We start from the raw sequence: 15,628 nt of genomic DNA on the forward strand, positions 1-15,628 counted from the left end.
TCGTCCCGATATTGACGTGGGGCTTCGTCCGCTCATATTTTGCCTTTGCCATCGGTCTTCCTCCTTATTCAAATCAAACCGTTCAAACCGTCTCATCCGTTCAAACCGTTTAAGCTGTCTATTATCTTCCTTGCAGCTTCGCGACAATCTCATCCGCAATCTGCCGGGGAATCTCGGCATAGTGGGAAAACTGCATGGTATAGGTCGCCCGGCCCTGTGTCTCTGAACGAAGGTCGGTGGAGTATCCGAACATCTCCGCCAGCGGAACATGGGCATCAATCACCTGAATATTTGCCCGGGCCTCCATCCCCTGAACATGCCCCCGCCGGGCGTTCAGGTCCCCGATGACCTGCCCCATATACTCTTCCGGGACCACCACTTCCACCGACATCATCGGCTCCAGCAAGTAGGGGTCCGCTTTGCCGACCCCGTTCTTGATCGCCATGGAGGCTGCAATTTGAAAGGCCATCTCCGAAGAATCCACATCATGATAGGAGCCGTCATAGAGGACCACCCGAACATCCACCAAGGGATAGCCTGCAAGAACACCGCCGTCCAGGGCATTCCGCGCTCCCTTCTCGACGGATCCGATATACTCTTTCGGAATCACACCGCCCTTGGTCTCATCCGCGAACTGAATCCCCGAACCGGGTTCCAGAGGCTCCAGACGAATATTGACATGGCCGTACTGGCCTCGTCCGCCCGTCTGTCGGACGAAACGCCCTTCCGCTTTCACCGCTTTATGAATCGATTCACGGTAGGCCACCTGCGGTTTGCCTACATTGGCATCGACCTTGAATTCCCGCATCAACCGGTCCACGATAATCTCCAGATGCAGTTCACCCATTCCGGAGATAATCGTCTGTCCAGTTTCCCGATCCGTGGTTACCCGGAAGGAGGGATCCTCCTGGGTCAGCTTGGCCAATGAAACACCCAACTTTTCCTGGTCCATTTTGGTCTTCGGCTCAATGGCGACGGAGATCACCGGTTCCGGAAATTCAAGGGATTCCAGGACGATCGGGTGTTTCGGATCACAGAGAGTGTCCCCCGTACTGCAATGGTTCAGACCCACGGCCGCAACAATATCTCCGGTCCGGACTTCCTTGATATCCTCCCGCTTGTTGGCATGCATCCGGAGGATCCGACCGACACGCTCCTTGCGTCCCCAGGAAGAGATATGGACCGGGTCCCCGGCCTCAAGGATTCCGGAATAGACCCGGAAGAAGGAGAGCTGCCCCACATAGGGATCGGTCATGATCTTGAAAGCGAGAGCGGAGAAAGGCTCCTCATCGTCGGCTTTCCGGATCACCTGTTTGGATTCTTTATGCTCGGGAAGGAGACCTTCCACGGGGGGAACATCAAGGGGAGAAGGAAGATAGTTGACAACGGCATCCAGAAGGGGCTGAACCCCCTTGTTGCGGAAGGCCGACCCGCAGAGAACGGGCACGATCTTCAGATCAAGCGTTGCCTTTCGAATGGCGGCGCGGATCGCGTCCTCCGTCAGTTCCTTTCCTTCGATATAGTCGTTCATCAGCGATTCGTCATATTCCGCCACCGATTCAATCATCTTCTCCCGATTGACGGCGGCGGTCTCAGCCATCTCCGGCGGGATCTCGGTCACCGTGAACATTTGCCCTAAGGCCGCTTCATCTTCCCAAAGGAGGGCCTTCATCATCACCAGATCGATCACTCCGGCAAAATTGTCTTCCTTGCCGACGGGGAGTTGAACCGGTACGGGATTCGCACCGAGACGTCCGTGGATCATCGAGACACAACGGTCGAAATCGGCCCCCATACGATCCATCTTGTTCACGAAGGCAATCCGGGGAACAGCATATTTGTCCGCCTGACGCCAGACCGTCTCCGACTGGGGTTCCACTCCCCCCACGGCACAGAAAACGGCAATGGCCCCGTCCAGCACCCGCAGAGATCGCTCCACCTCTATGGTAAAATCAACATGTCCGGGGGTATCAATAATATTGATCCGATGATCGAGCCAGAAACAGGCCGTCGCAGCGGAGGTAATCGTAATCCCCCGTTCCTGCTCCTGGATCATCCAGTCCATAACGGCGGCGCCGTCATGAACCTCTCCCATTTTGTGAGAAATGCCGGTATAGAAAAGAACCCGCTCCGTCGTCGTGGTCTTTCCCGCATCGATATGGGCCATAATCCCGATATTGCGATATTTCGATAAAGGATATTCTCTGCCCAACCCTTGTTTCCTCCGATGCTGCTCCTGACTGTTTTGCACTGCAATTGCGGGCATCATTACCACCTGTAATGGGCAAAGGCCTTGTTCGCTTCCGCCATCCTGTGGGTATCCTCACGTTTCTTTACGGAAGCCCCGGTATTCTTCGCCGCGTCCATCAATTCGCCGGCAAGACGCTCCTTCATGGTTTTCTCTCCCCTTGAACGGGCAAAACTGATGAGCCATCTCTGACTCAGGGCAAGACGCCTTGCCCCACGGACTTCGACCGGCACCTGATAAGTAGAACCGCCGACCCGGCGGGAACGAACCTCAACCATCGGCTTAACATTGTCGATGGCCTTGTTGAAAATCTGCAACGGATCTTCTCCGGTCTTCGTCTCAATAATTTCCATCGCATCATAGAAGATCTTTTCCGACAGGCTTTTCTTTCCCTGACGCATGAATCCATTGATGAACCGGGTCACCTGCTTGTTATGGAATTTCGGATCGGGTAATATTTCCCGTTTTGTGGCCACTCTTCGGCGTGCCATAATCTCTTCTCCCGCTTACACTATTTTTTCGGGCGCTTCGCCCCGTATTTTGATCGAGCCTTCCGACGGTCGGACACTCCGGTGGAGTCCAGAGTCCCCCGGACAATGTGGTACCGGACACCCGGCAGGTCCTTCACACGGCCGCCGCGCAGCAGGACAATGGAATGTTCCTGCAGACTATGCCCCATTCCCGGGATGTATGTCGTCACCTCATAGCCGTTGGTCAAACGAACACGAGCGACCTTACGAAGGGCCGAATTCGGCTTTTTCGGGGTCGAAGTATAAACTCGCGTGCAGACCCCCCGTTTTTGCGGGCTCCCCTGCAGGGCAGGGGCGCTTGTCTTCTTCCGGCTTTTGCTTCTTCCTTTTTTGACCAGTTGATTAATGGTCGGCACTTCATCACCTCCAGCCCTGATGGAGACCCCAACCAGGACTTATATCCCCTTTGTTTTCAAAGGGTATGGAAAATTATACTGCGCACATTCCCCTCAGGCGAAAAACCTCCGCAATATATCAGAGCTGTTGAGGAGATGTCAAGAGGTTTTTCCGCTTTTTAGACGGAAAAACAGAAGACCTTCCCCGGATGGCTCGCAAATCATCCGGTTTATAAAAGCCGCGAAACCATCATGACGGGACGACTTCTTCCAGGCTCTCCTGGTTCCCGGCCTCCGCTCCCTCGGATACTTCCTCGGGTTCCTCCGGTTGTTCGACCTTGACTACCGTTTCACGATAGAGCTGGGTCCCCGTTCCCGCCGGGATCAGCCGCCCCATGATAACATTCTCCTTAAGGCCGATCAGCTCGTCCACTTTGCCGCCGATGGCCGCTTCGGTCAATGCGCGGGTGGTCTCCTGAAAGGAGGCCGCTGAAATGAAACTGTCCGTATTCAAAGAGGCCTTGGTAATCCCCAGCAGGAGAGGCTGCCCCCTGGCCGGCTGTTTTTTCTCCTTGACCATTTCCTGATTCTTGTCGGCAAAGCGGAATTTATCCACCTGTTCTCCGATAAGAAAATCGGTGTCGCCGCTATCTTCTATCACAACCTTCTTCATCATCTGCCGGACGATAACCTCGATATGCTTGTCATGGATGGAGACCCCCTGGAGGCGGTAAACCTTCTGCACCTCCTCCACCAGGTATTTCTGCAGTTCCTTCGGCCCCAGGACCCGGAGAATATCGTGCGGATTGGCGGAACCGTCCATCAGGGCCTCGCCGGCCTTGACGAAATCGCCTTCATGAACGTTGACATGCTTCCCTCTCGGGATACTGTATTCATGTTCTTCCCCGTTCTCCGTCACCACGAGGATGCGCCGGGACCCGCGGAGAAATCCGCCGTCCTTCACCGTCCCGTCGACCTCACTGATCACGGCCTGCTCCTTCGGTTTCCGGGCCTCAAAGAGTTCCGCCACCCGGGGCAGCCCCCCGGTGATATCCTTGGTCTTCGTCGTTTCCCGGGGGATCTTCACCAGGGCATCGCCCGGAAAAACCTCGTCCCCTTTTTCGACCAGGATATTCGCCCCCGCCGGAAGGATATAACGTGCACTGCCCCGCCCCCCCGGCAGTTTCAAGGTCTTGCCGCCGGCGCCTTTGATGGAAAGGCGGGGCCGAAGATCCGTATGGGAGTAATCAATAATCACTCGCCGGGAAAGACCGGTCACCTCGTCCACTTCCTCCCGCATGGAGACCCCTTCCTGAATATCACCGAAGGCGACCTTGCCGCCGACCTCGGTCAAAATCGAAGTCGTGTAGGGGTCCCACTCGACCAGGGTATCTCCCGCCTTCACGGTTTCCCGGTCCTTCTTTTTAAGGAGGGCACCATAAACAACGGTGTATCGTTCCTTTTCCCGCCCCTTCTTGTCCAGGACCAGGAGCTGTCCGTTCCGGTTCATGATGACGATCTTGCCGTCCTTGTTGGTAACGGTCTTGATATTTTCATAGGCCACGACACCGCTGTTCTTCGCCTCCAGGGTCGTCTGTTCCGCGACCTGGCTCGCCGTACCGCCGATGTGGAAGGTCCGCATCGTCAGCTGTGTTCCCGGTTCCCCGATTGACTGGGCCGCCATCACGCCGGCCGCCTCGCCGATCTCGATTCGATTGCCCCGCGCCAGATCCCGCCCATAACAGGCGGCACAGACCCCCCGGTGCATTTCACAGGTCAGGGGAGATCGAATCTTCATTGCGTAGATCCCGGCATCAATAATACGGGATGCAATCTTCTCGTCGATCTCCCGATTGGCCTTGACGACGGTCTTGCCGTCCCGGTCCACCACATCCTCCACCGTCACGCGCCCCAGGATCCGGTCGTAGAGAGGTTCGATAATTTCTCCCCCTTCCACCAGCGCCGTCACCTCGATCCCGTCCAGGGTCCCGCAGTCCTCCTGGAGTACGATGCTGTCCTGGGCCACATCCACAAGCCGGCGGGTGAGATAACCAGAATTGGCGGTTTTCAAAGCCGTATCGGCCAATCCCTTCCGGGCGCCATGGGTGGAAATGAAGTACTGCAGCACGGTCAGCCCCTCGCGGAAGTTGGAGGTGATCGGGGTCTCGATGATCTCCCCCGAAGGCTTCGCCATCAGCCCCCGCATCCCCGCTAACTGCCGGATCTGCTGGGCCGAGCCTCTTGCCCCGGAATCGGCCATCATGAAAATGGGGTTCAATGTCTGATTCTTCTCATCCTCTTCGGAATGAAGTTCCTTCATCATCTCCGCCGAGATGGCATCGGTCACCTGAGCCCAGATATCCACGACCTTGTTATAGCGCTCCCCGTCGGTGATCAGACCGTCGGCATACTGTCGGGAAACCTCTTCGACATCCTTCAGTGCCCGGTCAAGAATCTTCGGTTTGCTGGAAGGAATCTTCATATCATCCACACAGATCGAAACCCCTGCATAGGTCGCGAATTCAAAACCGAGGTCCTTGAGCCGATCCAGGAAGATCACGGTCTTCGCCGGCCCGGCCGAACGGTAGCAATCATCAATGATCGATGCCAGGGCTTTTTTGTTCAGGAGACGATTCACCGCTGAAAAAGGGAACCCCTCCGGCAGGATCTCTCCGATCATGGCCCGCCCGACGGTCGTCTTTTCCGATTTGCCGTTGATCCGCACCTTGATCTTCGCATGGAGAGAGACCTTCTTCGCGTCGTAAGCCATCCGGAGTTCATCGAAACCGGAAAAATGCATTCCCTCGCCGAGAACACCCTTTCTCTCAATGGTCAGGTAATAACACCCCAGGACCATATCCTGGGAAGGAACGGTGATCGGTCTTCCGTTGGCCGGGGAAAGGATATTATTAATGGACAGCATCAGGATCCGGGCCTCCGTCTGAGCCTCAACGGAAAGAGGAACATGGACGGCCATCTGGTCACCATCAAAGTCGGCGTTAAAGGCCGCACAGACGAGCGGATGGAGCTTGATCGCCTTGCCCTCCACCAGGATCGGATCAAAGGCCTGAATCCCTAAACGGTGCAGTGTCGGTGCACGGTTGAGCAACACCGGATGTTCCTTGATCACCTCGTCCAGGGCATCCCAAACCGCATCGTTCATCTTTTCCACCATCTTCTTGGCGCTCTTGATCGTCGTCACCAACCCCTGCTCTTCCAACTTGTTGAAAATGAAAGGTTTGAAGAGTTCCAGCGCCATCTTCTTCGGCAGACCGCACTGATTCAATTTCAGCTCCGGCCCGACAACAATAACGGAACGGCCGGAATAGTCGACCCGCTTTCCCAAAAGATTCTGACGGAAGCGCCCCTGTTTCCCCTTCAGCATATCGCTCAGCGATTTTAAGGGCCGTTTGTTCGGTCCCCGGATAATACGACCCCGGCGGCCGTTATCAAAGAGGGCATCGACCGATTCCTGGAGCATCCGTTTTTCGTTCCGGATAATAACCTCGGGGGCCTTGAGTTCCATGAGGCGTTTGAGCCGGTTGTTCCGGTTGATCACCCGGCGGTAGAGATCATTCAGGTCCGAAGTGGCAAAGCGTCCACCCTCGAGAGGAACGAGGGGGCGGAGTTCCGGCGGAATGACGGGAATCACATCGAGGATCATCCATTCCGGACGGTTGTCGGAATGCCGGAAGGCTTCCACGACCTTCAGCCGCTTGATCATCTTCGCCTTGATCGCCTTCGACTTGACCGTCTTCTCCCCTTCACGGAGTTCTTCGGAAAGTTGATCAAGATCAATCCGGGAGAGGGCTTCTTTGATGACCTCGGCGCCGATCCCGGCCGTAAAGCTCTCGCCGTATTCCTCCAGGGCATTCCTGTATTGTTCTTCGGTCAGGACCGTCATCGGTTTCAAGGGGGTGTTCCCCTCGTCAATGACCAGGTAGGACTCAAAATAGAGGACCTTCTCCAGATCCTTCAGGGTCAGGTTCAGCAGATGCCCGATCCGGCTCGGCAGGGCCTTGAAAAACCAGACATGAGAAACGGGACAGGCCAGTTCGATATGGCCCAGCCGTTCCCGGCGGACCTTCGACTGGATCACCTCCACACCGCACTTGTCACAGATGACGCCGCGGTGTTTCATTCGTTTGTATTTCCCGCAGGTACATTCCCAGTCCTTGGTCGGCCCGAAAATCTTGGCACAGAAAAGACCGTCCCGCTCCGGCTTGAAGGTCCGGTAGTTGATCGTCTCCGGTTTTTTTACCTCCCCGTGCGACCAGGAGCGGATCTTGTCCGGTGAGGCGATCCCGATCCGGATCTGCTCAAAACTGACCGTGCTCTTCGGCTTCTCAAACAGGTTCATCAATTCTTTCAATGCACTTCCTCCCAAACATGCAGGGACCGACCCCCGGAACCTTCCGCCGCCCTGCCCCCTGATTAAAGGCCGACGCATCATGTCCCGATTCCCGGAGCCCTGCCGTTTAAATGAGTTCTACGTCGAGGCAGAGGCTCTGCAGCTCCTTCACAAGGACGTTGAAGGATTCCGGGAGACCCGATTCCAAGGTATTTTGTCCCTTGACAATCGATTCATAAATCCGGGTCCGGCCGGGAACATCATCCGATTTCACAGTGAGAAATTCCTGCAGGGTGTGGGCGGCCCCATAGGCCTCCAACGCCCAGACCTCCATCTCTCCCAATCGCTGCCCGCCGAATTGTGCCTTCCCTCCCAGAGGCTGCTGCGTCACCAGGGAGTAGGGACCGATTGACCGGGCATGGAGTTTGTCGTCCACCAGGTGGTGCAGTTTGATGATATACATGCAGCCGACGGTGACCTCCTGATCAAAGGGCTCTCCCGTCTTCCCGTCATAGAGGAGAGTCTGGCCCCGTTCCGGCAGATTCGCCTCCCGAAGCAATGCCTTGATCTCCGTCTCCGTAGCCCCGTCGAAGACCGGTGTTGCAATATGAATCCCCAGGGCCTTCGCCGCCCATCCGAGATGGGTCTCCAGTACCTGGCCGATGTTCATACGGGAAGGCACACCCAGGGGATTCAAGACGATATCCACCGGCGTTCCGTCGGGCAGATAGGGCATATCTTCCACCGGCAGGATTTTCGAGACCACCCCCTTGTTCCCATGACGACCGGCCATCTTGTCACCCACCGAGAGGCGCCGCTTCATCGCTACATAGACCTTGACCATCTTGATCACACCCGGAGGGAGTTCATCCCCCTTCCGGACGCGGTTTATTTTTTCATCATAGTACCCGTGAACATCGTCCAGGCTGCGCCGGTATCCATCTTCCAGCTCTTCAAGCTTCTCGTTCAAACTGTCATCCGCCGCCACCTCAATCCCGCCGAATACCTTCAGAGGAAGCGACTCGATCAGATCAGCCGACAGACTTCCGCCCTTCTTTACCAGGACCTTTCCGGACGCTTCATCCCGAATCGACTCCCGGACCTTGTAACCGACCAGGAGGCTCCGTTTCCGGGAAAGATGCTCTTCCTCAATAATCCGCAGTTCCTCCTCATAATCCTTTCGTATCCGCTCGATCTCCTCATTCTCGATACTGAGAGCCCGTTCGTCCTTCTCGACTCCCCGACGGACAAAAACTTTTACATCCACAACCGTTCCTGCAATGCCAGGCGGCACTTTGAGAGAGGCATCCCGGACATCACCGGCCTTCTCTCCGAAGATGGCCCGGAGCAGTTTTTCTTCCGGTGTCAACTGGGTCTCCCCCTTGGGGGTCACTTTTCCTACGAGAATATCCCCGTGCTTGACCTCCGCCCCGACACGAATAATTCCACTCTCATCAAGATTTCTGAGCGCCTCTTCACTGACATTGGGAATATCCCGCGTCACATCCTCCTGCCCCAGTTTCGTGTCCCGGGCTTCAATAGAGAACTCTTCAATATGGATCGAGGTGAAACGATCCTCCCGAACCACTTCCTCACTGATCAGGATCGCATCTTCATAGTTGTACCCGCGCCAGGGCATGAAGGCTACGAGGGCATTCTGTCCCAGGGCCAGTTCTCCCTGTTCGGTTGCGGGACCATCGGCGATAATCTGCCCCTGTGCAACGCGATCGCCCTTCTTGACAATCGGTTTCTGGTTGATACAGGTATTCTGGTTGGAACGTTTGTACTTCAGAAGATTATAGATGTCGAGACGGCTCGTCCCCACGCTCTCTTTTCCTTTTTTCTCCCTGATCGTCTTGACGACGATCTTCTCGGCATCGACATAGTCGACGACCCCGCTCCGCCGGGCAATGGAAACCGCACCGGAATCACGGGCCACAATCGCCTCCATCCCGGTCCCGACGATTGGTGCTTCCGTCTTGAGGAGGGGCACGGCCTGACGCTGCATATTGGATCCCATGAGAGCACGGTTGGCATCATCATGTTCCAGAAAGGGAATCAACGACGTGGCCACACTGACCATCTGTTTCGGAGAAACATCCATATAATCGATCTGTTCCGGAGGAACCATGAGGAAATCACCTTTGGACCGAGCAGAGACCAGTTCCACGGAGATCTTCCCATCTTCGTCCAGGGGGGTATTGGCCTGAGCAATCACATACTTCTCTCCTTCGAGAGCCGTCAGGTAATCGACCTGGCTGGTGGCTCTTCCCTCTACCACCTTCCGAAAGGGCGCTTCAATAAACCCATAATCACTGACCCGTGCATAGGTGGAGAGCGAAGTGATAAGCCCGATGTTCGGACCTTCCGGCGTCTCAATCGGGCAAATCCGGCCGTAGTGCGTCGGGTGAACGTCACGGACGGCAAACCCCGCCCGTTCCCGGGTCAACCCTCCCGGCCCAAGGGCGGAAAGTCTTCGTTTGTGAGTAATCTCGGAGAGGGGGTTCGTCTGATCCATAAACTGGGAAAGCTGGCTGCTCCCGAAGAACTCTTTGATTGCGGCCGAAACCGGTTTGGCATTGATCAGCGTTTTCGGCAGAACCGTTTCGGAATCCTGAAGGTTCATCCGTTCCCGAATCGTCCGTTCCATCCGGACCAGCCCGATTCGGATCTGGTTCTCCAGGAGTTCTCCCACGGAGCGGACCCGCCGGTTTCCGAGGTGATCAATATCATCCACGGAGACCACGCCGTTTTTCAGGTCAATCAGGTGTTTGACCGTCCCGATGATATCCTCCTTGGTCAGGGTCCGGGTCGTCATGGGGATATCGAAACCAAGTTTGTGGTTCATCTTCAGACGTCCGACCGGGGAAAGATCGTAGCGGCGAGGATTAAAGAAAAGATTATGAAAGAGGTCGCGGGCCGTATCGAGCGTCGGCGGCTCACCGGGACGCATCCGCTTGTAGATTTCGATCATCGCCTCCTGGGGGGTGGAAATCTTGTCATGGGCGAGGGTATCCCTGAGAGCCGAACTGGCATGAACGTTGTCCATGAAGAGGAGTTCAAACTCCCGGACGTTCTTCTCCAGCAACAAACCGACCGTCTCCTCCGTCAGCTCCGTATTCCCCTCCACAAGGACTTCGCCGGTCCCGGGGTCGACGATATCACCCAGTACGACACGGCCGACCAGTTCTTCCGGAGTCACCTTGATCTCTTTGAGTCCCGATTCCGTAATCCGCTTCAGGGCGATCTTCGTAAACTTGTGTCCTTCCTTGACCAGGATCTTCCGGGTCCCCGGAGCATAGATATTGGAGGTCGAGGTCGTCCCCTTCAGGGTATCCGGGTTGACCTCTTTTACCAAAACCCGTTTCTCACCCACATGAAATTTCTCCACATGGTAATAGATCCGCAGCAACTCCTCGGTACTGTATTCCAACGCCCGGAGGAGAATGGTAGCCGGCAGTTTCCGTCTCCGGTCGATCCGGACATAGAGGAGATCTTTGGCATCGAATTCAAAATCGAGCCATGAGCCTCGATAGGGAATAATCCGGGCTGTATAGAGATACTTGTCCGGGGAGGCCGCCTTCCCTTTGTCGTGACTGAAAAAAGCCCCCGGCGATCGGTGCAACTGGGTCACGATCACCCGTTCCGTCCCGTTAATGATAAAGGTCCCGTTGGGTGTCATCAGGGGGATCTCCCCCATGTAGACCTCCTGTTCCTTGATGTCCCGGACCGACTTGCTCCCCTCCCCCTCTTCCGGCAGGTCGTAAACAATCAGCCGGACGCGAACCCGCAGAGGGGCCGCATAATTCGTTCCCCGCTGAAGACACTCCAGGATGTCGTATTTGGGCTCCCCCAGAGAGTAATCGACGAATTCCAGAGAGAGGGTCTCGTTGAAATCGGAGATGGGAAAGACACTCTCAAAGGCCGCCTGAAGACCGGTAGCCTCCCGTTTGTCCGAAGAGAGATGATCCTGCAAAAAAAGACTGTAGGAACGTTTCTGGACCTCAATCAAATCCGGAACATCCATGGCCGCCGGAATCTTGGAAAAATTCCTTCGGACCCGGAGACTCGGTTTGCTAATCTTTGGCATGGGGGACTCCTAATCAATGAAAGTTACATTCTATCTTTTCAACGTCCCTGTTGAATCGCTGCGCAATCTTTCCTGGAAGTATCGGACGATGGATTAATCGCTGTATCCTCTATTGCGGGAAGCCTGTTGTTCCGTTGACAAACACCGAACATCTCAGACCTGTAGATCGTTTGAAAGGATGTGAAGTTACAAAACCGGCGAAGCGGCCGGAGCCGCCCCGCCGATCGGAAGTCGTTACTTGATTTCCACGGTTGCACCGGTCGCTTCGAGTTTTTCCTTCAACTCGTCCGCCTCTTCCTTGGTGACACCTTCCTTGACCGCCTTGGGTGCCCCTTCGACCAGCTCTTTGGCCTCTTTCAGGCCCAGCCCGGTAATGGCGCGCACTTCCTTGATAACCTGGATCTTCTTCTCGCCGAAGCTCGCCAGGATGACATCAAAAGCCGTTTTCTCTTCCGCGGCCTCCGCTCCGGGGACGGCCCCAACCGCAGCCACGGCCACCGGCGCCGCTGCGGAGACACCGAACTTCTCTTCGATCTCCTTGACCAGGTCGGAGATCTCCAGCATCGTTGCACTTTCAATAAAGCTCATCACATCTTCTTTGGTTACCGCCATGATCATATCCTCCAAAATTGTTTCCGGCCGGACAGCCGACATCATCTTTGATTTTTTTTTACTTGTTACTTGATGGTCTCGTAAAAAGTCACGAAGCCCTTCGACAGGCTCAGGGCGAACGGTGTAAGTTATTGATATTCCGTTCGTGTGGTTCGGCAAGCTCACCATGCTCGGAAGCCTGTCGAACCATGAACGGAATCCGGAACCGGAAAACGACTTTTTACGACTTCATCTTACTTGCAAGACAGCCTTTTTGCCGGGCCGTTGTATGTTATGCTGCTTTTTGATCTTTTACAGCATTCAACACACCCGCCAGATCCCTGATCGGTGCAGCGAGCACCGTGGCAAAACCGGTCACCGGGGCCTGCAGAACCCGCAGGAACATGCCGAGCAGCTCGTCCCGTGACGGGAGCAGAGCAATCCGCTTAATTTCATCCCGGCTCAGAAGGTTCCCATCCATGGTTCCCGCCAGGATCTCCAGCTTCTTGAAATCCTTGAGTGCATTGTTTAAAATCTTCGCAGGCGCCACGACATCATCGTAGCTCAAGGCAATGGCGGTCGGTCCCGAGAAATGATCCCGGAGGGACTCCAGAGAGGTCCCTTCGGATGCAATCCTGGCCAGATTGTTCTTAATGACCCGATACTCCACCGAGACGTCCCGAAGCCTTCTGCGAAGATCGGTCATCTCGGCAACCGTCATTCCACGATAGCCCGTCAAAATACCGATCCTGGCTTTTGAAAACTTTTCCCGAACCCGGGTTACGACTTCTTCTTTTTCCGTTCGATTCAACGATTCTTCCTCCTTTCCTCTTAATCTGTTCACAGACCGATCTTAATGATGCGATCTATATGCCTGTGCATCAGTCAGAGGACAGAACCGGATTCCGCGCATTACAGCGAAGCTGCTTCTGTCTGCCTCGGCAGGCCGGATGAATCCCATTAAGAAACCTCTTCGGATCTCACCTGCTGTCTCTGACAGTATTTTTTTTTGGAGGCACGGCACTTGTGCCGTGCCTCCAAAAAAAATCAACTGAAGGAATTTGCAATTTCTATCGTATCAATCTTAATCCCGGGTCCCATGGTCGTGGAAATGACCACACCCTTCATGTACTGCCCCTTGGCACTCGACGGTTTCAGTTTGTAGAGGATTTCAAAAAGAGCCCCTGCATTTTCATAGAGTTTTTGCGCATCAAAGGAGACCTTCCCGATGGCGGCATGAATAATCCCGGCTTTTTCGGTGCGAAACTCAATCTTCCCCGCCTTGATCTCCTGGATCGTGCGTGCAAGGTCGAAGGTCACCGTCCCTAATTTCGGATTCGGCATCAACCCGCGGGGACCGAGAATTCTGCCGAGGGGACCGACAACACCCATCATGTCCGGGGTGGCAATAATACGATCAAATTCGAGCCACCCTTCCTTAATCCTGGCCGCCAGATCTTCCGCACCCACGTAATCCGCCCCCGCATCGCCGGCTTCCTTTTCCTTTTCTCCCTTGGCGAAGACAAGAACCCGCGTCGTCTTCCCCGTCCCGTGCGGCAATGCAACCGCCCCCCGGACCATCTGATCGGAATGTTTCGGATTGACGCCCAACCGGACGGCAACATCAACACTCTCGTCGAAGGCAGCCCGTTTCGTCTCCCGAACAAGTTCCAAGGCCTCTTTTAAAGGATAAGCCTTCCCCTGCTCCACCTTTTCCCGGACCGCATCCATTTTTTTCCCTTGTTTGCTCATCTCTATATACTCCTATCCTACCTCGATGCCCATGTTTCGGGCGGTTCCTTCAATGATCCGCATCGCCCCTTCAATATCGTTGGCGTTCAGGTCGGGCATTTTCAACTCGGCAATCTTCCGGATCTCGTCACGACTCACCTTCGCCACCTTCTTGATATGGGGTTCTCCCGACCCCTTGTCGACCCCGGCCTTCAACAGGACCGCCGCCGGAGGCGTTTTGGTAATGAACGAAAAAGTCCGGTCGGCATAGACGGAGATTTCAACGGGAATAATCATCCCCGGCTGATCCTGCGTCTTGGCATTAAAAGCCTTGCAGAACTCCATGATGTTGACCCCATGTTGGCCCAGGGCAGGGCCGACAGGCGGGGAGGGATTGGCCGCTCCGGCCGGGACCTGTAGCTTGATCTTTCCAATCACTTCCTTTGCCATTGCCTTATTTCTCCTTCTCTACCTGCAGAAATTCCAGCTCCACAGGCGTGGCACGACCGAAGATGCTGACCATCACCCGCAGCCTTCCCTGATCGGGGTGGACCTCCTCCACCGTTCCGTTGAAATTCACAAAAGGACCATCGACAATCCGCACCGTCTCCCCTTCCTCGAAAGAACTCTTTGAGGCGGTCCGGACCGTTCCGGTATCCATCTGATGCAGGACCTCCTGCATCTCTCCCTCGTTCAAGGGGGTTGGATGCTTGGTCCCCCCGAGAAAACCGGTCACCTTGGGCGTCCCGTTGATCAGGTGCCAGGTCTCATCGGTTACCGTCATCTTAACCAGAATATAACCGGGGAAAAATTTCCTCGATGACTTGCGCCGTTTGCCGTCCCGGAGTTCCGTCACCTCTTCCGTGGGAATGATTACCTCGGAGATCTTCTCTTCCCATCCCAGGGACTCCACCTTCTTGAGGATATGCTCCTTGACCTTCCCTTCAAATCCCGAATAGGTATGTACGACATACCACTGATTCTCCATGAACACTCCAATATATGACGGCTTCGTAAAAGTCCATCCCTGCCGTTGAATACCCGGTCTTTCCCAGTCCCTCAACCTGCGGTGCACCCACTAACCGAGAACGAAATGGATCATTTTAGATAAAAAGAAATCGATCACACCAAAATAGATCGCAATCGCAATGACCGTCAGGATGACCACCACCGTCGATCCCTTCGTCTGGCTCATCGTCGGCCAGGTCACCTTCTTCATCTCGATCTTGACATCATCCAGAAATGTTCGAATATTTCCAAACACGGATCACCCTCTATAGGAAAAACAGGGAGAGCCCTCATGACTCTCACATCGGTTACTGGCAGGCCAGGAGGGATTCGAACCCCCAACACCCGGATTTGGAGTCCGGTGCTCTACCGTTAGAGCTACTGGCCTTCCGGATCCTGCATCACAGCGCCCGCTACTTTTTGCCTTCCTTGTGCAGGGTATGGCTCCTGCAGAAACGGCAGTACTTCTTAAATTCTAGCTTCTGCGGTGTACTCTTCTTGTTTTTCGTCGTTGTGTAATTCCGCTGTTTGCACTCGCTGCAAACCAGAGTAATGATATCTCGCATGCAATTCCTCAGTTCTTCCCGCCGCTCTCCAGACCGGGGAGGGCCTCCATCAACACTTTCAGACGGTTCCGTGACGCTGCCGTCGGCCCTTTATTCGATAATTTCGCTGATGACGCCGGCACCGACGGTCCGTCCCCCTTCACGGATGGCGAAGCGAAGTTCCTTCTCCATCGCAATC

The 15,628-nt window shown here is 55.1% G+C and carries 13 protein-coding genes and 1 tRNA gene; all 14 read right to left on the minus strand.

The features are described from left to right. Positions 1-121 precede the first annotated feature (121 nt). Entirely contained in the window at positions 122-2,212 is a 2,091-nt protein-coding gene (gene fusA / locus GXP58_02720) for an elongation factor G (GenBank protein ID NOY52516.1), read from the minus strand. Positions 2,213-2,268: 56 nt separating this feature from the next. Next, positions 2,269-2,739 carry a 30S ribosomal protein S7 gene (rpsG, locus tag GXP58_02725; protein NOY52517.1) on the minus strand — a complete coding sequence of 157 codons (471 nt, stop codon included), beginning with the start codon at positions 2,737-2,739 and terminating at the stop codon, positions 2,269-2,271. A gap of 20 nt (positions 2,740-2,759) precedes the next feature. Then, positions 2,760-3,134, minus strand: coding sequence for a 30S ribosomal protein S12 (locus tag GXP58_02730; protein ID NOY52518.1), 375 nt, complete (start codon positions 3,132-3,134; stop codon positions 2,760-2,762). A gap of 229 nt (positions 3,135-3,363) precedes the next feature. Continuing rightward, entirely contained in the window at positions 3,364-7,485 is a 4,122-nt protein-coding gene (gene rpoC, locus GXP58_02735; GenBank protein ID NOY52519.1) for a DNA-directed RNA polymerase subunit beta', read from the minus strand. Positions 7,486-7,591: 106 nt separating this feature from the next. Then, positions 7,592-11,554 carry a DNA-directed RNA polymerase subunit beta gene (gene rpoB, locus GXP58_02740; GenBank protein NOY52520.1) on the minus strand — a complete coding sequence of 1,321 codons (3,963 nt, stop codon included), beginning with the start codon at positions 11,552-11,554 and terminating at the stop codon, positions 7,592-7,594. 234 nt (positions 11,555-11,788) lie between these two features. Continuing rightward, positions 11,789-12,166, minus strand: coding sequence for a 50S ribosomal protein L7/L12 (gene rplL / locus GXP58_02745; protein ID NOY52521.1), 378 nt, complete (start codon positions 12,164-12,166; stop codon positions 11,789-11,791). Between the two features lie 271 nt (positions 12,167-12,437). Continuing rightward, a complete protein-coding gene (rplJ, locus tag GXP58_02750; protein ID NOY52522.1) occupies positions 12,438-12,956 on the minus strand; it encodes a 50S ribosomal protein L10 in 519 nt (172 codons plus the stop codon). A 236-nt stretch (positions 12,957-13,192) separates the two neighbouring features. Continuing rightward, on the minus strand, positions 13,193-13,897 hold the full coding sequence (locus GXP58_02755; protein NOY52523.1) for a 50S ribosomal protein L1: 705 nt from the start codon (positions 13,895-13,897) through the stop codon (positions 13,193-13,195). 12 nt (positions 13,898-13,909) lie between these two features. Next, positions 13,910-14,326 (minus strand): 50S ribosomal protein L11, encoded by a 417-nt coding sequence (gene rplK, locus GXP58_02760; protein ID NOY52524.1) that lies wholly within the window; start codon positions 14,324-14,326, stop codon positions 13,910-13,912. A 4-nt stretch (positions 14,327-14,330) separates the two neighbouring features. After that, positions 14,331-14,864 (minus strand): transcription termination/antitermination factor NusG, encoded by a 534-nt coding sequence (gene nusG / locus GXP58_02765; protein ID NOY52525.1) that lies wholly within the window; start codon positions 14,862-14,864, stop codon positions 14,331-14,333. Positions 14,865-14,954: 90 nt separating this feature from the next. Continuing rightward, positions 14,955-15,140, minus strand: coding sequence for a preprotein translocase subunit SecE (gene secE / locus GXP58_02770; GenBank protein NOY52526.1), 186 nt, complete (start codon positions 15,138-15,140; stop codon positions 14,955-14,957). A 56-nt stretch (positions 15,141-15,196) separates the two neighbouring features. After that, a tRNA-Trp gene (locus tag GXP58_02775) sits at positions 15,197-15,272 on the minus strand. Between the two features lie 25 nt (positions 15,273-15,297). Next, positions 15,298-15,450, minus strand: coding sequence for a 50S ribosomal protein L33 (gene rpmG, locus GXP58_02780; GenBank protein NOY52527.1), 153 nt, complete (start codon positions 15,448-15,450; stop codon positions 15,298-15,300). Between the two features lie 90 nt (positions 15,451-15,540). Next, on the minus strand, positions 15,541-15,628 hold an 88-nt coding region (locus GXP58_02785), incomplete at its 5' end, for an elongation factor Tu (protein ID NOY52528.1).

This window comes from Deltaproteobacteria bacterium, assembly GCA_013151235.1.
Lineage (GTDB): Bacteria > CG2-30-53-67 > CG2-30-53-67 > CG2-30-53-67 > CG2-30-53-67 > JAADIO01.